Here is a 20294-nt window from a genome sequence, read left to right on the forward strand (position 1 = left end):
CTGTAGGCGTAATGCAATACCGCTGGACGATGCCTACCTAGGCCATTGATCTAAAATTTAAGTTGGGAGTTACACTTATGAAAAATCCTTATATCAGAATGGCAGCAGGGCTTTACATCAACTATTTTCTTCTGGGTATGATCAATGTTATTCTCTCGTCGAATATGAGCTTCCTGACCGTCCAATTGAACACGGATAAAGCAGCCATCGGCTATCTGGTGTCCGCGATTGGGATCGGTAAGCTGCTCGCTCTCGGGGTAGCCGGAAAAATGTCAGACAAATACGGAAGAAAACCACTCATTGTTATTGCATCATTTGCTTATTTAATCTTTCTGATTGGCATTCCGCTTGCACCTAACTATTCGCTGGCATTCGTGTTTGCCATTATCGCAGGGCTTTGCAACTCTATGATGGATTCAGGAACGTATCCTGCATTAATTGAAGGCTTTGGAAAAAAAGCTGGATCTGCAACTGTACTGGTCAAAGCATCCATCTCTATCGGTGCTATTGTGATTCCGTTCATGATTGCATTCTTTATTAATCACGATATGTTCTATGGATATTCCTTCTTTATTCCAGCAGGGATTTATCTGCTGAACGGTATCTTCTTATCGATGACAGCTTTCCCCAACCACAAAGCTGAGGAACAAAAGGCTCCAACCGAGGCTGCTCAATCCACAGATACTTTCCGCAGCGAGCCTAAGTTTTGGCAAGAAGGTTTATCTCTGATTATTATCGGTTTTACTTCTACTGTATTGTTCATGATCGTGCAGCTATGGCTTCCTACCTTTGGACAAGAGGCCCTGGGCATGGACAAAGCCAGTGCCATTAAACTGCTGAGCTACTATAGTATAGGTTCATTGGTTTCCGTTATTTTGTTAGCAGTGGTACTTGGTAAATTCATTAAACCGATTACTGTCATGATTGTATATCCGCTTATTGCCCTACTTTCTTTGTTGGCTTTAATTACATGGCACAATCCTGTCGCTACTTTGATCAGTTCATTCTTGATCGGCTTGTCTACCGCAGGCATATTCCAAATTGCCCTCACGGTTATGACGGAATTTTTCCGCAAGAACAAAGGCACTACGACTTCTCTCGTGAACATAGCAGCCAGTCTTTCGTTCATCCTGATGCCTTTGGCTACCGGGGGCATGTCCAAAAGTTTGGGAATTACCTCGGTATTCATTCTGGATATTGCGATTGCTGTAGTCAGTATTTTGCTGGCCGTGTTTGTTGCTTATCGATATAAAAAAGTATTTCATTAAACTACACAGATTACTTGGAGGCTTATATCATGAAAAATGCTGGACGTATTGACGGAAGAACACAACTAATCGGACTGCTTGCTACACCAATCGGACACTCTTTGTCCCCGGCTATGCATAATCTTGCGTTTGAAAAGCTGGGTCTAAATAACGTGTATATGGCCTTTGAAGTAGGAAATGAACAACTTGAAGAAGTGGTACGGGGGATGCGTGCTCTGAACATACGCGGTTATAACGTGTCCATGCCTAATAAAACAGCTATTCTACAGTATCTTGACGAGCTGGACGACAGCGCTAAATTTACAGGTGCCGTCAACACCGTCGTGAACACAGATGGTAAACTGAAAGGCTACAGTACAGATGGATCTGGTTATGTTCGTAACTTGCGTGAACACGGCATTGACCTGAAAGGCAAGAAAATGACACTTGTCGGCTCTGGCGGCGCAGCTACACCGATTGCTATTGAAGCGGCTCAAGCAGGTCTGGCTGAAATTTCAATCTTTGCCCGTAACGATCAGTTCTTTGCTCGTGCAGAAGAGAATGTCCGTATTATTAATGAAGATATGAAACACACCCAAGTTAAGGCAAATATCTATCCATTGGAAAATCAAGAACAGCTACGTGAAGAGATCCGCACAAGTCATATTCTCGCTAACGGTACAGGGGTTGGTATGAAACCGTTAGAAAGCAAAAGTGTGATTGAAGATGTGTCCATGCTTCGTTCCGATCTGATCGTAACCGATGTAGTGTACAGCCCAGCTAAATCCAAGCTGATGGAGCAAGCCGAATCCGTAGGTGCAACTGCCATTAACGGTCTGGGCATGATGCTGTGGCAGGGTGCATTGGCGTTCGAACTGTGGACAGGCCAAGAAATGCCAGTCGCTTATATTAAAGAACAGCTTTTTGCTGACAAGCTGTAAACATAGAGCTACTAACAAACGCATCAAGCAATGAATTCCTTCTATTATATACTCATTTATGTACTCAAAAGACTATGCTCGGCGAATGAACACTTCTGCCTGGCATAGTCTTTTTATTAATCCTTATAAGGGTCAAATTCATTAGCCCCAGCCATGCATACCCCAATGGGCTTCAGTTCATGCATAACTTCCACGGTCTCGGAATGAGCATCCAGTACCTCGCGCAGTTTACGGTAGACGAACGGGCTTTCATCTGTACCGGCTCCGCGCAGCTCGACACTATAGTTCCGAACGGCCTCCTTCATCTGTACGTCCGTGATTTGTCCACCACTCCGTGTGCGGGTTTTCCAATTCATTTTACCAGCTGCCTTGGTACGACTCATAATACGACCTGCCCCATGAACTGTACTATAGTAGGAATCCCGATTTTCTACCGAATCTTTTCCGCGTACAATCACCGAAATATCGCCCATGCTTCCTCCAATAAAGCCCATCTGGCCAGGTGCCGAGGGAGTAGCGCCTTTACGGACCACAATGGTGTCACGCCCATCATGCTGTTCTTTCCATGCGTAATTATGGTGGTTATGCACAGTAAAGTCCGCTTCGGTCCCCATAATACCAAGCACTTGTTCTATCACATAGTCACGTCCCGCATACGCATAGCGTCCGGCAAGGCGCATCGCACGGTAGTACATATCCCCCAACTCACTGTTCATATCCAGCAGCACAGGCGGCTGATCCATATGTTCTCCCGGCGCCTTTCCGAGAAACTCTCGCCCAGCGGCCAAGTTTAGAAACCCACTTGCTGTTTTGTGTCCAAAGCCCCGACTGCCGAAATGATTGGCAATCCAGACCTGTTCTGTCGCTTCCTCGACGAATACATCAACAAAATGATTACCACTCCCTACTGTACCCAGCTGTTCTCTCGCCAAGGACTTCAGTTTGTCATGTTCTTGTTTCCCAATCGCCGCATATACTGCCCAATCCGGGTCATCGAACAGCTCATGGTCTATCTGAATTGCATTCACACGACCTACGCCAAACGAAATATGACATGCAACCTCATCCATGACGGCTGAAATACGCGGCATAATATCTGCTGCAAACAGCTTGGTTCTTACCGCCTTATTTCCGCAACCGATATCATACCCGACACCTGAAGGCGAAATTTGTCCGTCATACACCATCACACCGCCAATCGGCTGACTGTAGCCTTTATGATGATCTGCCATCAGCAGCGCTTGAATTACATTACCGTTTTCGGCACATGTACGAGCTTGAGATAATGCCCCTGGATCAGGTACTCCCCATACGCGTACTCCATTGATTTCTTGATAAGCCATCGTCGTTTCATCCTCCTGTAAGTCACTCCATGTTTAAACTTGTAAAGTCGTTAATTGCATTATGTACGTTTTACCAGCTTCCGAACAGGGCGTAAGTATTACAAGTACAATAGTAGATATCCCCTAAGAAAATGAAAAAGGATATCCATGCAGCCAACCAGACTGTAGGATATCCTTTTATGATCATTTAGAAACTATTAAATCAATTATACTAATCTTTTTTGATGATTCCGAATTGATCCACAATAAAAGGTTTGGCATCATTTTTGTTTTGATCAATTTCATACGTTACGGCTGTAAGTTTATTTCCGTCTACAGTAATGCCAACAAAATTCTGTACCTGTCCACGTGTTGGTCTACGATTGTCACTCGGATCTGGGCCATATACTGCCGCATGATTCTCTTCAGCTAGTTCAAAGAGATTATAGTACTTATCTCCAAGTTTTTCACTTGGGTTTTTGTAGTAGACTTTGGGGCCAGCGGTTGCTGGGATGACATAGATACTTCCATCTGGATTCACACTATATTCAATCGTCTTATCATTTAATGTATCTTTTAATTTTGTTGGCGTTGTTGCTTTACCCTCTTGGTTGATTGGTTTCGTACGAGCGTAAATATGATCGTGCCCTTGCACAACAAAGTCGATATCAAGTTCGGCCATTAGTGGAGCGATTTGGTTACGAACTCCATTCTTATCCATGATGTCAGAATCTGTTGCATGATTAGAGGTAGTGTAAGGACCTTTATGAATGTTAACAATGATCCACTTTGCACCTGCCCTTTTTGCTGCTGCCGCATCTTTCTTTAACCATTCGACTTGAGCTTCAGAAAAATTGGCATATTTCTCTGAGTCCTCATTGGAGTTCAGTACGATAAAGTGAGCATTGCTGTAATCATAAGAGTAGTACGCTCCTGTTTTAGTAGCGGAACCAGAAGGTTCGTTAATATTAAAGTGATCATAAAAAGCGTAGTTCTCATCCTCGTGATTACCCGCTGAAGGAACAATGGTTGTATTCAAAAGGCTTTTTTGTGAATGCCCCAGCAGCCAGTTCCACTGCTCTTCTTTGGTACCCGTATCTACGATATCTCCGTTGTGGACTACAAACTGAGCATTTTCTACGGTTTGAAGTGCTTTTTCGAGCGTCTGTGAAGACAATATGGCTTCATCTTCGCTTTTTGCTTGTGTATCAGCTAGATCGATGAAGGTAAATTCACCGCTCTTAGGAGCCGTTTGAAACGTACCTGTTTCGCTCCATATCCCGCGCGCTGCATCACCCACACGATAATAATAAGCTGTGTCCGCTTGAAGACCTGTAGCTACAGCTTTATGGACAAGCTCTTCTGCAGAATTGGTCGATGGAGAGGAAGTGCCTTCAAATGTAAGAGCACTCGTAAAATCAGCTTCAGAAGCCGTTTTCTTGATTACTTGAACAGTGCTGTTCGTGAAAAGTTTTGAAGTATACCAAGTAAATCCTTTGGAGACTTTTGTGTCTCCATAAAATGTAGCTGTAACTTTACTAATCCCTTGATCTGTGTTCCCTGGTGACTCAGCATGGACAGGTAAGGCTGACATGCCAGTAATCAAACCTAGTGCAAGAGCAACAGACATAGATGTTGCTGACCACTTTTGAAACTTCTTAAACATGTGTACACTCCTCTTTGCAGTTAATATGTAAAAGTTATAACTATAATCATAACAATCAAATGTTAATACGTTGTTTTTGGAAATATAGTACTTTGTAAAAATGAGGTTATGAGTGACCTAGCGATTGAGGAGCAATGATAGCAGCTTATAAGAAAATGAAAAAGGATATCCATGCAGCCAAACAGACTGTAGGATATCCTCTTCAACTATAACACTCATATTAGACGGCTCTGCTATGCCATGTGTGGACTTGGCTTACTGTGCCGCTGAATGCGTACGCTTAAAATCTTCCTTCACCGCAACCAGTAGTGTTTCATTCACCAGTAGCTCCAAGCCTGACAAGGCTAACGCCTTGGCTCCAATCACTAAGGCTTCCTCACCCTTCTCAGAGCCAGCCGCTTCCCTGAATTCCACCGTATGAGCGATGAGATCATCCGGACCGATCTTAATGTAAGCATGTGCAGTCGGGATAACATGGCTTACATTTCCCGCATCCGTCGAACCCAGTCCGGCACGAGGGCCACGATCCAGCTGTTCTCCCAGCGCTTCCAGTTCACGACCTACTACCTCATCCAGGGTATCGTTCAGAATGAAATCACGCACTTCATTTTGAAAACGTTCGATTTTCACAGTGGCTCCTGTTGCCAAAGCAGCAGCATCTGCGATATGGCGAACTTTCGTGGAAACCTCCTCTGTGCGCTGCCAAGTACTTGCCCGAATGAAGAAGCGTGCCGACGCATAGTCCGGAATGATATTGGGCGCGTCTCCTCCATGCGTAATGATGCCATGAATACGCACATCGGTCGGCAGTTGCTGACGCAAAGCATTGATACCGCTGAACAACTGCAGCACCGCATCGAGCGCATTGATTCCCTGCTCTGGTGATCCTGCGGCGTGAGCCGCTTTGCCGTAAAAATGAAAATCTAGCGGATCAACTGCCAGACTTGGTGAGGTCAGCCGGGTCACACCAGATGGATGAACCATCAGTGCAGCATCAATCCCTTCGAACAGCCCGTGCTTCACGAAGCTGCCTTTTGCACTGCCATTAGGACCGCCTTCTTCCGCTGGTGTACCGAACACATACACCTCACCTCCCGTTTCGTCGATCACCTGCGCCAAGGCGATGGCTGCTGCCGTGCTTGCGGTTCCGATAATATTGTGGCCACAAGCATGGCCCAGACCGGGCAATGCATCATATTCAGCCAAGTATCCGATTTTCGGACCTGGTCTAGCAGAAGCCTTACGGGCAACAAATCCGGTTTCGTGTCCCGCTACATTCCGAGTTACCTCAAACCCCGCTTGCTCCAAAATGCCCGTCAGTGCCTGGGAAGCCTGAAATTCTTGATTGCCGATTTCGGGATTAGCATGAATAAACCGGCTCGTTTCCGTGTAAAGCTGACGAGAATCCTCAATTTCCTCAATAATCCGCTGTCTATGTGTATCGACCGTGTTCGTTGTACTCATCGCAATCTCTCCTCGTTTCGAAAATAGATTAGTATGCTTCCAACCCTACTTCTGTTCAACATTCTTATTTCTTTTGCGCTTTAACATCTGCTACCAGCTTATCCAATGTGGCCTGTAGCTCTTCGGCAGACTGGTCTACCACGACGTTAGCTCCTTTGGAATCCTGTTTTACCGCCTCGGCTACATCAGCATTATGGTACAAATCCACGATCGTTTTGTAAGTCGCATTATCCTTATCCTCCGCACGGGCAGCAAACACGTTCACATATGGCATCGCTTCTTCGCTGCTTGCATCATCTTTGTAGATGGCTCCATCCAGCTTGAGCCCGGCATCTGTAGCAACACCGCTGTTCACAGCTGAAGCGGCTACATCAGACAAGACGCGCGGCGTCTGCTGGGCGACAACTGGGACAATCTCCAGCTTTTTAGGATTCCCTTCGATTTCATCCGTGGTCGGATACAGGCCCGCATCCTGCTTCAACTTAATCAGCCCTGCAGACTGGAGAAGTTTTAAAGCCCGTCCCTGATTGGACGGATCATCCGGTATAGCAATTTTGGAGCCGTCAGGAATATCCGATACGTTTTTGAATTTTTCAGAGTACAGTGCCATCGGAGCGATAATCGTTGCACCAATAGGGACGATATTCACATCATTTTCTACATTAAACTGACTGAGAAAGGCCAAATGTTGAAAGGAGTTCAAATCTACCTCTTTATTGGCGAGCGCCTTATTGGGTAATGTATAATCCGAGAAACTGATCAGCTCAATTTCAATATTTTTGGCCTCTGCTTTCTTCTTGAGCACATCCCAATACGTGTCCTCAGATCCTGAAACCCCGATTTTAACATGTACTTTTTCATTTGCATTTGAGCCCGAACCGTTAGCTGAGCAAGCAGATAGAACCGCTACACTAAGAATAGCCAGTAAACCCAAGCGAAATATTTTTTTCATTTTCATTTCCCCTTTAATCGTTATGTATAATACTCTGTTCCCATTAGCGCCGTAGAAATTTACGAGACAAGTAGTTCCCTGCATATTGGGCGACCTGTACAAAAAGGATCAGCAAAACAATCGTGACAATCATGACCGAAGTATCGAATCGTTGATAACCATAGGTCATTGCCAGGTTCCCAAGGCCTCCTCCGCCCACCGTACCAGCCATGGCAGAGAAATCAATCAAGGCCACGGTAATAAACGTCAACCCTAGAATCAAAGGTCCCAGCGCTTCCCGAATCAACACACCCGTGATGATCTGAAATGCAGTCGCACCCAGTGCCTTGGCTGCTTCTATCATGCCCGGATCAATGGAGACCAGATTATTTTCCACAATTCTCGCTACAGCAAAGGCCGCTACAATAGTCATTGGGAAAATAGCCGCCGAGGTTCCAATCGTGGTTCCCATGATTAAACGCGTAAACGGGCTAATCGCCACTAAAAAAATGATAAACGGAATCGGGCGAATGATATTAATCAGCAAATTCAGAAACATAAACACAAATTTGTTTTCAAACAAGCTCCCTTTACGTGTCACATACAGTACTAAACCAATCATAAGCCCCAGAATACTGGCAAAAATCAGCGTGACAACAACCATCAAAAGCGTTTCCCCTGTAGCCTCCACTACCTTGAGCCAAAATGTATCCCAATTAACTCTCATGATCGACGACCTCCCTGACCTCCACCGTCGTTCGTAGTTCCTCCACGACCTTGTTAACTTCATTGTCTGCACCGATTAACTCGACAATTAAGCTTCCGAACAGCGCTCCCTGTAGCTCATTAATACTTCCATATACAATGTTGTAATCCAGATTATGCTTCCGTGTCGCTCTAGAAAGCACCGGTTCACTGGTCGCCCCACCCCGAAAAACAAGTCTGTACAATCGGCCAGCGTGATGCTCCCGAATCTTGCTCAGCAGTTTGGGTGAAAGCTGATCATTCAGTACAGAGCGAATAAAATTTTTCGTCGTCTTCGTCTGTGGATTGGCAAATACATCGAACACACTGCCCTGCTCAATCACCCTACCATTCTCCATCACCGCCACACGATCACAAATACTGCGAATCACATTCATTTCATGGGTAATGAGCAAGATCGTAATCTGGTACTCTTCATTTACTTTTTTCAGCAGCCTCAATATATCTTCTGTCGTTTCCGGATCGAGGGCCGAGGTCGCTTCATCACAGATGAGAATATCGGGCGAATTCGCTAGTGCTCTGGCAATGCCGACCCGTTGCTTTTGCCCGCCAGATAACTGCTCCGGATAGGAATCCGCTTTATCCTCCAATCCAACAAATTGCAGCAGTTCCTTAACACGAGCATCTATCTGTGCCTTGGGCAGTTTAGCCAGTTTTAGAGGATAAGCCAGATTCCCATATACAGTACGAGAGTTAAACAAATTAAAGGTTTGGAATACCATCCCGATCCGTCTTCTTAAATTCCTTAGTTCCTTAGGACGTATCTGAGTAACATCCTGATCATTAACGACAATTCGTCCCTCTGAGGGGCGTTCAAGTAAATTGACAAGCCGCAGCAGCGTACTTTTACCTGCACCGCTAAAGCCAATCACGCCGAAAATTTCTCCTTTTTTAACCGATAACGAAACCTTTTCGAGTGCATTTACCTTACGATTGGGTAAGGTAAATATTTTGCTAACTTGTTCAAACTTTATCAAACTGCTTCCTCCTTACGTCTACAATGTATGTATTCCTCCATCCTATTTTAGTAATCCGGTGGATTTAATCGGATTTATACCCTAAAAAAATTCCCTAATCTTCGTTTGAACGAAGGTGGGATTATTTAACTGTATATTGCATTGTTAACACCTTAAGACAAGAAGGAGAATCTGTCAATAAAAAATGAATATAGCCTTCTGACTCCTGTCATTACAATTGCTTACACTTTTAGGGCTACAAAGCCAAATAAGGCTAACCGTATATTTGCAAAGTTTGCAAAATCGGCAGCCCTTTGTGCATTGTAATCTTGATCATTCCACTGATTAATGTGCAGAAGTATTTTTCAAATCTGCTTCATAACGAAGGCCGAATTGTTGTCTTGCCTCCTCCATCACTTCAGCGACTGTAAGTGAACACTCCAAGGAGTTAATGGAACTGTTGCGTTCACCACTCTTGATCAAATCAATAAATTCCTGAATTTCATAATACATGGGCTCACGCGTCTGAGCTTTGGTCAGATCTTCAATCGTGCCGTCCCGATAATGAATTTTCACCTCATAGGGCTGACTGATTTTGTCGATCACCATCGTTCCATTCTCACCCTGAATTTCAGCAGGCAGATAGGAATCTGTAATTTTGGAATACATGACCGTAGCATCCATATCAGGATACTTCATCACGATACTGCCCTCGCCATCGACACCAGAGGATAAAAGTACACCAACCGCCCGAACCTCCTCAGGTTTGCCGAACAAAGTCACCATAGGATACAAACAATACACTCCAAGGTCCATCAAGGAACCATTGGAAAAGGCTGGATTAAACGCATTCAATACCTTACCTTGCTTAAAAGCATCAAAGCGTGAGGAGTATTGACAGTAGCTTGCAAAATAACGCCGAACCCGGCCTATTTTATACATATGATCCTTTATTATTTTAAAGTTAGGCATAAGTGTGGATTTAACGGCCTCCATCAGCAGAACATCGTTGTTGCGCGCGGCTTCGATCATGCTCTTCACCTCTGCTGTATTAGACGCAAAAGGTTTCTCACACAACACGTGCTTTCCGTGATTCATACATAAGATCGCCTGCTCCGCATGTAAGGAATTGGGGCTGGCAATATATACGGCATCGACCTGATCACTTGCGGCCATTTGCGCCAGGTCTGTAAAAACCTCCGGCTGGCTGTTATATTTGTCAGCAAAAGCTTTGCCCTTATCCTCTGTGCGTGAGTACACCGCCGTCAGGGAAAATTCGTCCGTCTCCATCGCAGCTTGAATAAACCTCTCTGTTATCCAGTTGGTTCCAACAATACCAAAACGCATCACAGTATCCCATCCTTCCCGTGAGTCATTACAATTCATATGTACCTATTCTCGCATTCCAGCCTAAACTTGTCCACTATACCGTTAGTCATATCTCATGCTTTAACATGTTCATTCGACAAAAAAAGACTGTAGTCTATCAGCATAATTTATACTGATTGTACCACAGTCCCTGTTATTTATTTGGGGTTATATCTCTATTTTTTTGATATTACTTTTCCTACTTCTTCCAAAATGGCATCCATGGAAGCTGGGTCGTGTACATCATATTCATCAATGTTCAGACGCAGTACAGGGCAGGCATCAAATTCGTTGATCCAATTGGAATATCTGCGATGCATTTGCTCCCAATAAGAACGCTCGGTCTGGATCTCCATCTCGCGACCGCGCTCCTCAATCCGACTCAGTATGGAGGGCAAACTGCCTTCCAAATAGATCAACACATCAGGGTGCGGGAAAAACGGTGTCATCACCATCGCCTCAAACAGGCTAGTATACGTTTCATAATCGGTAGGGTTCATCGTTCCCTGATCGGCATGCATTTTCGCAAAAATGCCTGTGTCCTCATAAATAGAACGATCCTGCACAAAACCTCCACCAGACAAGAAAATATTCTTTTGTTCCTTGAAGCGTTCCGCGAGAAAATAAATTTGCAAATGAAAGCTCCATCTTTCGAAATCGTGATAAAATTTCTCCAGATAGGGATTATGATCGACCTGCTCCAAAGAGGTTTTAAAACCAAGGCGTCCGGCCAAAGCACCAGTCAGCGTGGATTTACCTACACCCACTGTACCCGCTACCGTAATCAGGGCATTCGCAGGAATGTTGTAATTATTCACTATATAAGCTCCTTTACATCGGAAACAATTTGTTTAAATTGTGCCTGGTTTTCTACAAAATCAATTTCATTCCCGTTCACGGTCAATATACGAGGGGAAGGGGACTGTTCAGCGAGAAACTGAATGCCTTTATCATAATCTATTATTAATTGCTCCAGATAGGCGGGGTCCATCTCCTGTTCAAAAGAGCGTGCACGCTTGCGAATTCTCCCCAGCAAGGTATCCAAATCTGCTTTAATATAAATGATAATGTCTGGCTTAGGCATATCATCCGTGAGCAGATGATAGATTTGACGATATTTTTCGAGCTTCACACCCTTAAGCGTACGTTCAGCAAAAATCAAATTCTTGTAGATATGATAATCAGAAATAACGGGCTGAGCTTTCTCGATATATTGCAGACCAGTATCCTCCAGCTGCTTATACCGATTGCAGAGAAAGAACATTTCCAGCTGAAAACTCCACTCATCTATATTTTGATAAAATTTATCGAGAAATGGGTTCTCCTCGACAATCTCTTTGATTATCGGCAAATGTAGCTCGGTTGAAAGCATCGAAGCCAACGTCGTTTTACCTGCTCCGATTGGCCCTTCAACGGCTATAAATGGGGCTTGTTTCATGCAGTTCTGCTCCTCCTTGTACTCCAGTCCATCCTGTGGACAACTATCCTATTGTATCACAAGGTAGTACGCTAAAGGCATACCAAATCTATGGATAAAACAAAAAAAACAGAGCGCTACATTTTGCTTCATAGCGTCCCTGTTTCTCACTTAAACCAACCTTTTTCATTAAAACGTGTAATCGCCTCGATCCGGTTACTGACACCCAGCTTATCGAGAATGACTGAAATATAATTGCGCACCGTCCCTGTCGTTAAATACAGTTCACCAGCAATCTCTTTTGTATTCTTTCCGTCAGCAATAAGCGCCAAAACGGTCTTTTCACGCTCTGTTAGCGGGTTGACTTCGGCATAAGCATCATCGACCAGTTCTGGAGCGTAAATACGTCGACCTGCCATAATACTTCGAATGGAGGAAGCCAGCTCTTCACTGGGACTGTCCTTGAGCAGATAACCGTGTGTCCCCGCCTTGATCGCTCGTTCAAAATACCCGGGGCGAGCAAACGTAGTTAAAATCAGTACCTTGCAGTTCAAGGCTTTGAGTTCCTCAGCCGCATCCAATCCGCTCTTAATCGGCATTTCGATGTCCATAATGCATATATCCGGCTGGTGCAGCTTCACCAGTTCTATAGCTTCTTCCCCGTTGCTTGCTTTTCCGACTACTTTCATGTCCTCTTCCAAGTCTAGCAGGGAGGCTAGAGCACCCAGCAGCATACGCTGGTCCTCCGCGATAACAATTCGAATCATGGCCCCACCTCCTCATTCGGCTTTTTAGTGATATTGGGCACTTTAATGACCAAGGTCGTTCCCTGATCTGAACGCAGCTCCATACATCCGTTCACGAATTCGAGCCTTTCCTTCATTCCTTTCAGGCCATTTCCCCGAAAGGCCCCATTTTCCCCCGTAGCACCGACTCCATTATCCTGAATCCGAAGGGTTAATTCCTTACGAGACGGCTCAATGGTGATGGAGCAAGCGGTGGCTCCACTGTGCTTAACCACATTTGTCACTGCTTCCTTCATACACATACTAAGTACATTTTCATTCATTAATGATGTATGCTCCAGCTTCGGGTCGCCCTCTAGAGTCAATTCAATGTGAGCAGCCTTTAAAATCTGCCGAATACGTAGCAGTTCATCCTCTAGCCGCATACCGCGCATTTGAGTAACCATTTCCCGCACCTCTTTTAACGCACTTCTCGCCGTGAGACGAACATCGTTAATTTCAGCATGAGCCCGCTCCGGGTACTGATCCATCAGTTTTCCCGCCAAATCGCTCTTCAGTCCAATGAGTGACAGCTTCTGACCTAAGGTATCGTGCAGGTCACGCGCAATTCTTTGCCGTTCCTCCAGCTTAATCAATTCCGATATTTTCTTATTGGCATCCTCCAATTGGACTTGGAGCCGATCGCTTTTGTTGCGATTAAAATTCGTAATCGGAAGGAGAATCACACCGATCAGATTGAGCAGGATAAAAGGAATCTGTTTAATAAAAACGGGATTCTGAGATACAAAACCGTAATTGATCAATCCAATCGTAATAACCATTAAAATAATATACAGCGTCGTAAATGCAGCCTTACTTTTAATATTACCGATCAGATAGGCGATAAATATGGAAAAATACATATAGCTAAACAGCAGTGTCATGGTAATCGATATGGCAATCTGTACACTAGTCCAAAAGTATATGAGCCAGCCTTTCGAGACAAAAGCCAGTACATAACATGCAAAGAATACCAAAATAATAGCAGTACCCAGAATAATATGACTTGTAGATGAAGAGCTAAAGTAGTAAAAGGGCAGGATATAAAAGACGACCCACACATAAGGACTAAGCCCTGTATTTCTTTGGAAAATCTGATACCACTTTTGCATTCTGCCACCCTCTTCTACTTCACATGACTTATATCCCTTATCTTATCATACCACTGGTCTCGTCTGCTCGAAAGCACCAAAGGTGAAGCCTTTCCTGTGAACCGCAAATGAACACTTTGATTAGAAGCCGTCCATTTTGCGGGAACTGATCTCAAGCTTAAGCCATTCGCTGTACACTCCACCCACTGCACCAGGTCGTGCTTTGAAATGGGACTGGTCTATATTTCTGATCAGCTCGTTCATGAATTATATATACCTGACGTTATTAAATTTCTTTTCTATATCTTTAGCAAATTTTCCACCCTCATCGGCTAAATGCTTTCTCATAAAGAATCCACCAAAACCATTTACCCATGCTGCAAAAGCCAGTAGCCGAGATGGAAAGTCCGCTCCAATCGTACAACTAAATTCGCAAGAGTTGTTATCAACAGGCGTGACCTTCATTTCCCATGGAACTCCAACGATGGCGGGTATCCATCGCCATATATATGCTTCTGTCTTGTCAGAGTAGAAACGCAAATGATCCTTTGTGTGCTCTTTTAATTGATAGTGCTGAACAATCATCTCATTCCCCATATTTTCCACATTAACCATATAGAATTCACCATCTTCAAAATAACTGCCCATTGCCTTGTGAGCTTTTGAAAATGATTCATATTCAGCTGGAGTCATCTCAGTTACCCATTTGTACAAATCCACATTTTTAGCTGCAATCTGCAATTTAAATTTCTTTGTCATTCTCATCTTCATTATCCTTCTTTCCTGTAATTTTTCTTGTGAGTTCATCGTGCCAATTCATAATCATTTGAAAATATTCTTTGCCAAACATCAACGTCGCGTGCTCATATACACCCATCTCATGAACGTGCTTCTCTTCTATCAAGGCAAGCTTGTTATATTCACAGGCGACAGTAGTTTGAAAGCTGGCAATCAAACGAACAATCTCAATGTCGTCAAGATATTTATAGAAGAAAAGCTTACTCAAATACTCATAATTAAAAGGGGAAAAAGTACATGGTGTTTTTAACCATTCTATAAATTCACTCTTCCCTTTTTCCGTAATACCATATGATTTTTTGAATCTGCCTTCCTCTACCACTTCTTCATACTTGATAAGCTCCCCCTTTTCCATTTTTTTCAGCATAGGATATATGCTTCCGAAGCTGGCATCAATAAAGTTGGAAGTGCTTATCGTCATCTTCTGCTTGATTTCATATCCTGTCATATCCTTTTCGCAGAGGAACCCAAGTATTACATAAATCAACATAAAATCTATTCCTTCTTTCCTGGCATAGTGAATTATCCTTCTGAAATCAAAGGGAACTTATCTCTGTTTACACGTAGCTAATTTATATATAATCGATATATATCGTTTCGATATATAGAATGTAAAGGTTGACAATCGATTTGTCAATAGCGCTTGCTAAAACAAAGAATGAAAGTACTGCATTTTCAATATAAACAAAAAAATCTAAAAGGATGTTATCCCTTTAGATTTCTCAAAGTAAACTGCAATTTTTCAACATCTCTTCAGAAGAGTTTTGTACAAAGTTATTTTCTTTCTGTGCTTACAACAGGTGTAGGGATGGGTTTCGTAACTGCAACACGTTTGCTGAGGAGCGGCCTCACTTGTTTAAAGGTCAAAAAGGTTTTCGTATTTTCATCCCAAAGTCGGAACTTCAAAGATTGCAGACTGCTACTTACTGTGATCGTGGTCGCCTTTTGAAGTAACGGTGTCGCTTCATGTGCTTTTTCCAAATTATAATTTGGCACTTTTGGGCTCAAGTGATGAACGTGATGAAATCCGATATTGCCCGTAATCCATTGCAATACTTTAGGAAGCTTGTAGTAAGAACTGCCTTCTACGGCCGCATTAATATAGCTCCACTCTTCATCGTGCTCAAAATACGAATCCTCAAATTGGTGTTGTACATAGAACAGCCAGATTCCCAACATACCAGATACAAAAAAGATAGGTGCCTGTACGAGAAGGAAGGCCTGCCATCCAATAGCCCATGACAACAGTGCATACAAGGCAACGATGGATATATTCGTCACATAGGTGTTCATTTTTTCCTTGCGTTTGGCTGTCTTGATATTAAACCGATAGGAAATCAAAAAAGTATAGATCGGACCTAGTCCAAACATAACCCAAGGATTTCGATATATGCGATAGGCCAGCCGTGTCCATGTGGAAGCCTCTGTGTACTCTTCTACCGTAAGCACCCACATGTCACCTGTGCCTCTTTTATCCAGATTACTGCTGGTTGCATGGTGGATTGCGTGACTATTTTTCCATTGGTGATAAGGGCAGAGCGTAATAATACCTGTAATCGTTCCCACAATGTCGTTCAGCTTGCGGCTTTTGAAGAAGGATTGATGACCACAATCATGAAAAATAATAAATGTCCGTACCACAAACCCCGATGCAACAATGGCAATTGGAAGTGTCAGCCAGTACGAAACCGACAGACTAAGATAAGCAGCATACCACAATAGGATCAGTGGACCCAAGGTATTGATGAGTTGCAGAACGCTGGATTTTGTGTTTATTTTCTCGTAGGGAGCCATATTTTTTTTCAATTGGGCTAATGGGAGTTGTGTCATACTCATTATGATCCTCCTTTAAAATGACGCCTATACCTTGATCCTGTTAGGCGTACATGTTGATCTAATCTCAGTATAAGGTAAAGCCTCTAGGCGCTGTAGTCATAAACGTCAGCTCGGGTATATGACATTTGTCATATAGACAAGTAACACAACCCGTTTTCCAAATGTTCGCGGGTTTCTTTTCTGATGATTATTTGTTAAAATATAAGGTATAATAACGCTGTATGTGACTGGCGAAGTCAGTGGAATGAACCACGAGGGAGCATACAAAAAAAGCGTACCGTTCGCCTGGGAGAAGTATTTGCAGAGGATTCGTCTGTCTTGACGACCTTGTGCAAATACTTTTTTTTCGTTTTAAGACCATGACACCCTGTTGATAAATCATGCGATAAATTCAGAGGAGGCTCGGACTATGGCTATAATCATGAAATCCAAAGAAGCAGCAGAGCAAGTATATGCAACGATCCGTTCACAGGTAGAAAAAATGAAGCAGCAAGGACACCGTCCCCATCTGGCGACCCTATTGGTAGAAGGCGATCCGGCATCTGCATACTATGCCCGGACCAAGCAAAAAATAGCGGAGAAGCTGGGCATCTCATTTCATCTCCATACTTTTGACCGTCATGTTAGCGAAGCCGAGCTACTGCACCTGATCGGCAGTCTGAACGATGCATCCCATGTACATGGCATTATGCTGGAACTGCCGCTTCCCCAACATCTTTCTGCCTCCGTTATTAAACAATCCATCGCCCCCTACAAGGATATTGATGGAATAACACCTGATAACAAGCTGGCTACCGTAACAGGTGACGCCGGACTATATCCCGCAACACCTCAAGCCTGTATCGAGCTGCTCAAGCATTACGGTCACACCTTGGCAGGCAAAAATGTCACGCTCGTGGGCATCGGGCAGACAGTGGGACTTCCCCTTTTCCACATGTTGCAAAGAGAAAATGCCACCGTTACCGCCTGTCATGCAGGTACGCGTGATATTGCAGAGCATCTGAGCCATGCAGACATTGCCTTCGTCGCAGTCGGATGCCCTGATGTGATTACGCAGGATATGGTCCATCCTGGTCTGATTCTCGTGGATGCAGGAATTAACGAGACGCTGGAAGGAAAAATCGTGGGTGACGCTGCTTCAAACGTGGGTGAAAAGGTACATGCCATTTCTCCGGTTCCCGGCGGTGTTGGCACCTTAACGACTGCGATTTTGTACAAAAATCTGCTCAAAGCGATACATCTGCAACACTACTCCAGAGAGGTGGTCTATTCATGAGTGAACTGTCGTGGAACAATTCCATCGGACATTTTCTGAAAGAGGCTGCAAGTGCAGCGCCTACCCCCGGCGGAGGAAGTGTATCCGCACTGGCTGCGGCACTAGGCGCGGCTATGACCTCCATGACCGCCAACCTTTCACAAGGAGAAAAATATGCGCACATCCATGAAAAAATCACGGACGTCATTAGCAGCATGGGAAGATTGTCTACGCATTGTGAGGAACTGATGGTCGCAGACATCCAATCCTTTGAACAGTACATGACCGCGTTGCGTTTGCCCAAGGAAACAGACGAAGAAAAGCGCTATCGTACCCATTCCCTACAGACAGCGGTGATCGCTGCCATTGAGGTACCCATGCGCCTGCTGGAAGTATGCCGGGACGGATTGTCGCAAGCCTATAACATTGTGGAAATGTCCAATAAAAATGTGATTTCAGATCTTGGCATCGGCGCGATCCTGTTCGAAGCAGCAGCTCAATCTGCCCTGCTTACCGTCGACATTAACCTTGCTTCGCTGAAAGACTTGGATGTCAAATACTCCTATGAGACCAAGACAGCCGCACTCATCCGTGAAATCGGACAAATCAAAGACCAAACCTTGTTGATGGTGCGCAGTCGAATAGCGAATTAGTCTGCTCATAACCGTGTTTAACCTGTTCTAACCAACATATTTCTGCTTACTCGTTAAAAGAAATAGCCTCCAAATTCATCTCTAATCGTGGGTTTGGAGGTTATTTTATTGAAATTCATACTTTTTGGAAAACTTTTCTATATTATATACGTCTATGGATAAGGGGATATTCTCGAAGGTATCATTTTTTATCTTATACACATTGATCAAGAAATGAGGAAAATCGTATGAAAAGACGGACTCTATTACTCAGTATAATCACGTTATTGTTATTCAGTTCTAACGCGTGGGCGAACGAAAAGGAGTCTACATCCCATATTCGTTCCTATGATTCTGGGAGTCTGATTCAATCCGATGGAAGCTTGTGGCTGTGGGGCTATAATCAATCCGTACCGACTCGTGTAGAGAGTAAGTCGGACGTTGTAAAAACATTTTCTAATATCATCAACGAGGGCGATCTGGTATTTTCCTTACAAGACCACTCTGCTTGGTATGTGTCTAGAAATAATATTGCTGAATCCGTGAAATTCGTTCCTCTGGAAGGATTACAGAACCTCGCAGCTGTAAGTAGTTTGAATGATCATATGCTCGCTCTGAGCAGCGAAGGCAGCATATCTTCCGCTGATCGACTCGACAATGGAAACATCTCTAGTCCTTTTCAAACCCTATCTGGCCTCGACGAGGTTGCCAATATAGATAGTTACTATGAGGAAAGACCGGATTATGAGGAACGCTGGATATTTCTAAAGAAAGACGGCAGTGTGTGGAAAAATACAAAAGCCTTGCAGGGCTTCGAACCTATTTCATCATTAAAAGATATTACGACAATCGCTAAAAACATAGCCTTAAAAAAAGATGGCACCGTGTGGACGTGGCCCAAAGAATTTGATAAAAATGTAACTCCGTCCGAAACTCTATCCGTATCGCAAATTCAAGCCTTATCGGGCATCAAGACAATCAAGGCCAATAGGTATTCCAATCTCGCGATTGATCAGCAAGGTCGGCTATGGTTCTGGGGTGCTACAGTTACAGGTTACTCAGATAATACAACCTATCACAACGAAAATACCCCTGTACTATTAACAGGAGTAAAGGATGTTAAAGACGCCTTTTTCGCCGAACGCTCCATACTTGCCCTAACCACTGCTGGGAATGTATATGTTGGGTCTCTAGATGGTGAAAAGTTACCATCCAATGCCCCCTTTACATTACTTGCTAAAAATATTCAAAACATCAAAGCAGGTCCACGGCACGTAATCATGCAAAAAGCAGATGGCGCCCTATGGGGCTGGGGTGTCAACAAACACGCGCAGCTCGGTATAGGGGACTATGAGTTTCTTTATAGTTCACCAGTTCCTGTACAAAAACCGATTCTTGTCCGTCTCAATGGTTCGCCTGTCCCTCTGAGTAATGGTGCCATTACCCGCAACGGGCAGGCTTTTATTCCCCTTCGTTCTGTTTTTGACAAACTGGGGGCCGAGATCGCTTATGATTTCAACAGCAAAATAGCGAATATGAATCAGTCTAAGACAGAAGACCATCCTGTCTCTCTAGAAGTAAATTTCAAAACCAGCCAAACAAAAGTGAACGGTAAAGCCGTAAAACTCACCAATCCGCCCTTCATGGTGAATGGAATTGGTTATCTTCCACTAAGGCTACTCAGCGAAACGCTGGGGGCCAAGGTAGATTGGATACAAAAAGAAGATACTATTGAAATTACAACGAAATAGTAAATAAAAACCAGTCCAAACATGATTCGTGTTGGACTGGTTTTTTATGCTATATACTGCGTGTATTAT

The 20294-nt window shown here is 43.9% G+C and carries 20 protein-coding genes and 1 riboswitch; of the genes, 5 read left to right on the top strand and 15 right to left on the bottom strand.

Translation table 11 applies throughout. The features are described 5' to 3' along the window. Nucleotides 1–77: 77 nt before the first annotated feature. A complete protein-coding gene (locus tag MHB54_RS08440; RefSeq protein WP_076160067.1) occupies nucleotides 78–1268 on the top strand; it encodes an MFS transporter in 1191 nt (396 codons plus the stop codon). Between the two features lie 29 nt (nucleotides 1269–1297). Beyond that, nucleotides 1298–2188, top strand: a complete 891-nt coding sequence (locus tag MHB54_RS08445) for a shikimate dehydrogenase (RefSeq protein ID WP_264454142.1) — start codon at nucleotides 1298–1300, stop codon at nucleotides 2186–2188. A 116-nt stretch (nucleotides 2189–2304) separates the two neighbouring features. Here MHB54_RS08445 and MHB54_RS08450 read toward each other — a convergent pair whose 3' ends face one another. The 15 genes from MHB54_RS08450 to MHB54_RS08520 form a co-directional block, all read right to left on the bottom strand. Next, nucleotides 2305–3531, bottom strand: coding sequence for an RtcB family protein (locus MHB54_RS08450; protein WP_264454143.1), 1227 nt, complete (start codon nucleotides 3529–3531; stop codon nucleotides 2305–2307). Between the two features lie 211 nt (nucleotides 3532–3742). Next, a complete protein-coding gene (locus tag MHB54_RS08455) occupies nucleotides 3743–5176 on the bottom strand; it encodes a purple acid phosphatase family protein (protein ID WP_264454144.1) in 1434 nt (477 codons plus the stop codon). Between the two features lie 255 nt (nucleotides 5177–5431). Next, nucleotides 5432–6640: a M20 family metallopeptidase gene (locus MHB54_RS08460; protein ID WP_068938578.1), complete on the bottom strand. Its 1209-nt coding sequence runs from the start codon at nucleotides 6638–6640 to the stop codon at nucleotides 5432–5434. Between the two features lie 64 nt (nucleotides 6641–6704). After that, nucleotides 6705–7592 carry a MetQ/NlpA family ABC transporter substrate-binding protein gene (locus MHB54_RS08465; RefSeq protein WP_264454145.1) on the bottom strand — a complete coding sequence of 296 codons (888 nt, stop codon included), beginning with the start codon at nucleotides 7590–7592 and terminating at the stop codon, nucleotides 6705–6707. Between the two features lie 43 nt (nucleotides 7593–7635). Continuing rightward, the gene (locus tag MHB54_RS08470; protein WP_264454146.1) at nucleotides 7636–8298 is read right to left on the bottom strand and encodes a methionine ABC transporter permease; all 663 of its coding nucleotides are present in this window, start codon (nucleotides 8296–8298) and stop codon (nucleotides 7636–7638) included. Then, nucleotides 8288–9313, bottom strand: coding sequence for a methionine ABC transporter ATP-binding protein (locus MHB54_RS08475; protein ID WP_053324692.1), 1026 nt, complete (start codon nucleotides 9311–9313; stop codon nucleotides 8288–8290). The genes MHB54_RS08470 and MHB54_RS08475 overlap by 11 nt, the downstream gene beginning before the upstream one ends. Before the next feature lie 324 nt (nucleotides 9314–9637). Continuing rightward, the gene (locus MHB54_RS08480; protein ID WP_075153781.1) at nucleotides 9638–10639 is read right to left on the bottom strand and encodes a Gfo/Idh/MocA family protein; all 1002 of its coding nucleotides are present in this window, start codon (nucleotides 10637–10639) and stop codon (nucleotides 9638–9640) included. Between the two features lie 197 nt (nucleotides 10640–10836). Continuing rightward, entirely contained in the window at nucleotides 10837–11478 is a 642-nt protein-coding gene (locus MHB54_RS08485) for a deoxynucleoside kinase (protein WP_013308920.1), read from the bottom strand. Beyond that, a complete protein-coding gene (locus MHB54_RS08490) occupies nucleotides 11478–12098 on the bottom strand; it encodes a deoxynucleoside kinase (protein WP_023987130.1) in 621 nt (206 codons plus the stop codon). Before MHB54_RS08490 ends, MHB54_RS08485 begins: the two co-directional genes overlap by 1 nt. Nucleotides 12099–12244: 146 nt before the next feature. Continuing rightward, nucleotides 12245–12844, bottom strand: coding sequence for a response regulator transcription factor (locus MHB54_RS08495; RefSeq protein ID WP_013308918.1), 600 nt, complete (start codon nucleotides 12842–12844; stop codon nucleotides 12245–12247). After that, the gene (locus MHB54_RS08500) at nucleotides 12841–13974 is read right to left on the bottom strand and encodes a sensor histidine kinase (protein ID WP_264454147.1); all 1134 of its coding nucleotides are present in this window, start codon (nucleotides 13972–13974) and stop codon (nucleotides 12841–12843) included. Before MHB54_RS08500 ends, MHB54_RS08495 begins: the two co-directional genes overlap by 4 nt. A 120-nt stretch (nucleotides 13975–14094) precedes the next feature. Beyond that, nucleotides 14095–14217: a hypothetical protein gene (locus tag MHB54_RS08505; protein ID WP_264454148.1), complete on the bottom strand. Its 123-nt coding sequence runs from the start codon at nucleotides 14215–14217 to the stop codon at nucleotides 14095–14097. A gap of 3 nt (nucleotides 14218–14220) precedes the next feature. Beyond that, entirely contained in the window at nucleotides 14221–14718 is a 498-nt protein-coding gene (locus tag MHB54_RS08510; RefSeq protein WP_160790187.1) for a hypothetical protein, read from the bottom strand. Then, the gene (locus MHB54_RS08515) at nucleotides 14696–15241 is read right to left on the bottom strand and encodes a PadR family transcriptional regulator (RefSeq protein WP_264454149.1); all 546 of its coding nucleotides are present in this window, start codon (nucleotides 15239–15241) and stop codon (nucleotides 14696–14698) included. Before MHB54_RS08515 ends, MHB54_RS08510 begins: the two co-directional genes overlap by 23 nt. A 284-nt stretch (nucleotides 15242–15525) precedes the next feature. After that, nucleotides 15526–16587 carry a fatty acid desaturase gene (locus tag MHB54_RS08520; protein ID WP_023987126.1) on the bottom strand — a complete coding sequence of 354 codons (1062 nt, stop codon included), beginning with the start codon at nucleotides 16585–16587 and terminating at the stop codon, nucleotides 15526–15528. A gap of 213 nt (nucleotides 16588–16800) precedes the next feature. Next, a riboswitch (ZMP/ZTP riboswitch) is annotated at nucleotides 16801–16885 on the top strand. A gap of 111 nt (nucleotides 16886–16996) precedes the next feature. Here MHB54_RS08520 and MHB54_RS08525 point away from each other — a divergent pair. The 3 genes from MHB54_RS08525 to MHB54_RS08535 all read left to right on the top strand — a co-directional run bounded on the left by MHB54_RS08525 (nucleotide 16997) and on the right by MHB54_RS08535 (nucleotide 20225). Beyond that, complete coding sequence (locus MHB54_RS08525; RefSeq protein ID WP_023987125.1) at nucleotides 16997–17863, top strand: bifunctional 5,10-methylenetetrahydrofolate dehydrogenase/5,10-methenyltetrahydrofolate cyclohydrolase; 867 nt, start codon at nucleotides 16997–16999, stop codon at nucleotides 17861–17863. Further along, entirely contained in the window at nucleotides 17860–18495 is a 636-nt protein-coding gene (locus MHB54_RS08530) for a cyclodeaminase/cyclohydrolase family protein (RefSeq protein ID WP_069081304.1), read from the top strand. Before MHB54_RS08525 ends, MHB54_RS08530 begins: the two co-directional genes overlap by 4 nt. A gap of 227 nt (nucleotides 18496–18722) precedes the next feature. Continuing rightward, nucleotides 18723–20225, top strand: coding sequence for a stalk domain-containing protein (locus tag MHB54_RS08535; protein WP_264454150.1), 1503 nt, complete (start codon nucleotides 18723–18725; stop codon nucleotides 20223–20225). Nucleotides 20226–20294: the final 69 nt, after the last annotated feature.

It is taken from the genome of Paenibacillus sp. FSL M7-0802 (assembly GCF_038004945.1).
GTDB classification, from domain to species: Bacteria; Bacillota; Bacilli; order Paenibacillales; family Paenibacillaceae; genus Paenibacillus; species Paenibacillus polymyxa_B.

Excerpts from the sequence above, each read along its gene's own strand:
- MHB54_RS08510 (WP_160790187.1), bottom strand. The coding sequence starts at position 14,718 with ATGAGAATGACAAAGAAATTTAAATTGCAGATTGCAGCTAAAAATGTG.
- MHB54_RS08520 (WP_023987126.1), bottom strand. The coding sequence starts at position 16,587 with ATGAGTATGACACAACTCCCATTAGCCCAATTGAAAAAAAATATGGCT.
- MHB54_RS08460 (WP_068938578.1), bottom strand. The coding sequence starts at position 6,640 with ATGAGTACAACGAACACGGTCGATACACATAGACAGCGGATTATTGAG.
- MHB54_RS08470 (WP_264454146.1), bottom strand. The coding sequence starts at position 8,298 with ATGAGAGTTAATTGGGATACATTTTGGCTCAAGGTAGTGGAGGCTACA.
- MHB54_RS08505 (WP_264454148.1), bottom strand. The coding sequence starts at position 14,217 with ATGAACGAGCTGATCAGAAATATAGACCAGTCCCATTTCAAAGCACGA.
- MHB54_RS08495 (WP_013308918.1), bottom strand. The coding sequence starts at position 12,844 with ATGATTCGAATTGTTATCGCGGAGGACCAGCGTATGCTGCTGGGTGCT.
- MHB54_RS08480 (WP_075153781.1), bottom strand. The coding sequence starts at position 10,639 with ATGCGTTTTGGTATTGTTGGAACCAACTGGATAACAGAGAGGTTTATT.
- MHB54_RS08445 (WP_264454142.1), top strand. The coding sequence starts at position 1,298 with ATGAAAAATGCTGGACGTATTGACGGAAGAACACAACTAATCGGACTG.
- MHB54_RS08530 (WP_069081304.1), top strand. The coding sequence starts at position 17,860 with ATGAGTGAACTGTCGTGGAACAATTCCATCGGACATTTTCTGAAAGAG.
- MHB54_RS08455 (WP_264454144.1), bottom strand. The coding sequence starts at position 5,176 with ATGTTTAAGAAGTTTCAAAAGTGGTCAGCAACATCTATGTCTGTTGCT.
- MHB54_RS08450 (WP_264454143.1), bottom strand. The coding sequence starts at position 3,531 with ATGGCTTATCAAGAAATCAATGGAGTACGCGTATGGGGAGTACCTGAT.
- MHB54_RS08515 (WP_264454149.1), bottom strand. The coding sequence starts at position 15,241 with ATGTTGATTTATGTAATACTTGGGTTCCTCTGCGAAAAGGATATGACA.
- MHB54_RS08525 (WP_023987125.1), top strand. The coding sequence starts at position 16,997 with ATGGCTATAATCATGAAATCCAAAGAAGCAGCAGAGCAAGTATATGCA.
- MHB54_RS08490 (WP_023987130.1), bottom strand. The coding sequence starts at position 12,098 with ATGAAACAAGCCCCATTTATAGCCGTTGAAGGGCCAATCGGAGCAGGT.
- MHB54_RS08465 (WP_264454145.1), bottom strand. The coding sequence starts at position 7,592 with ATGAAAAAAATATTTCGCTTGGGTTTACTGGCTATTCTTAGTGTAGCG.
- MHB54_RS08535 (WP_264454150.1), top strand. The coding sequence starts at position 18,723 with ATGAAAAGACGGACTCTATTACTCAGTATAATCACGTTATTGTTATTC.
- MHB54_RS08440 (WP_076160067.1), top strand. The coding sequence starts at position 78 with ATGAAAAATCCTTATATCAGAATGGCAGCAGGGCTTTACATCAACTAT.
- MHB54_RS08500 (WP_264454147.1), bottom strand. The coding sequence starts at position 13,974 with ATGCAAAAGTGGTATCAGATTTTCCAAAGAAATACAGGGCTTAGTCCT.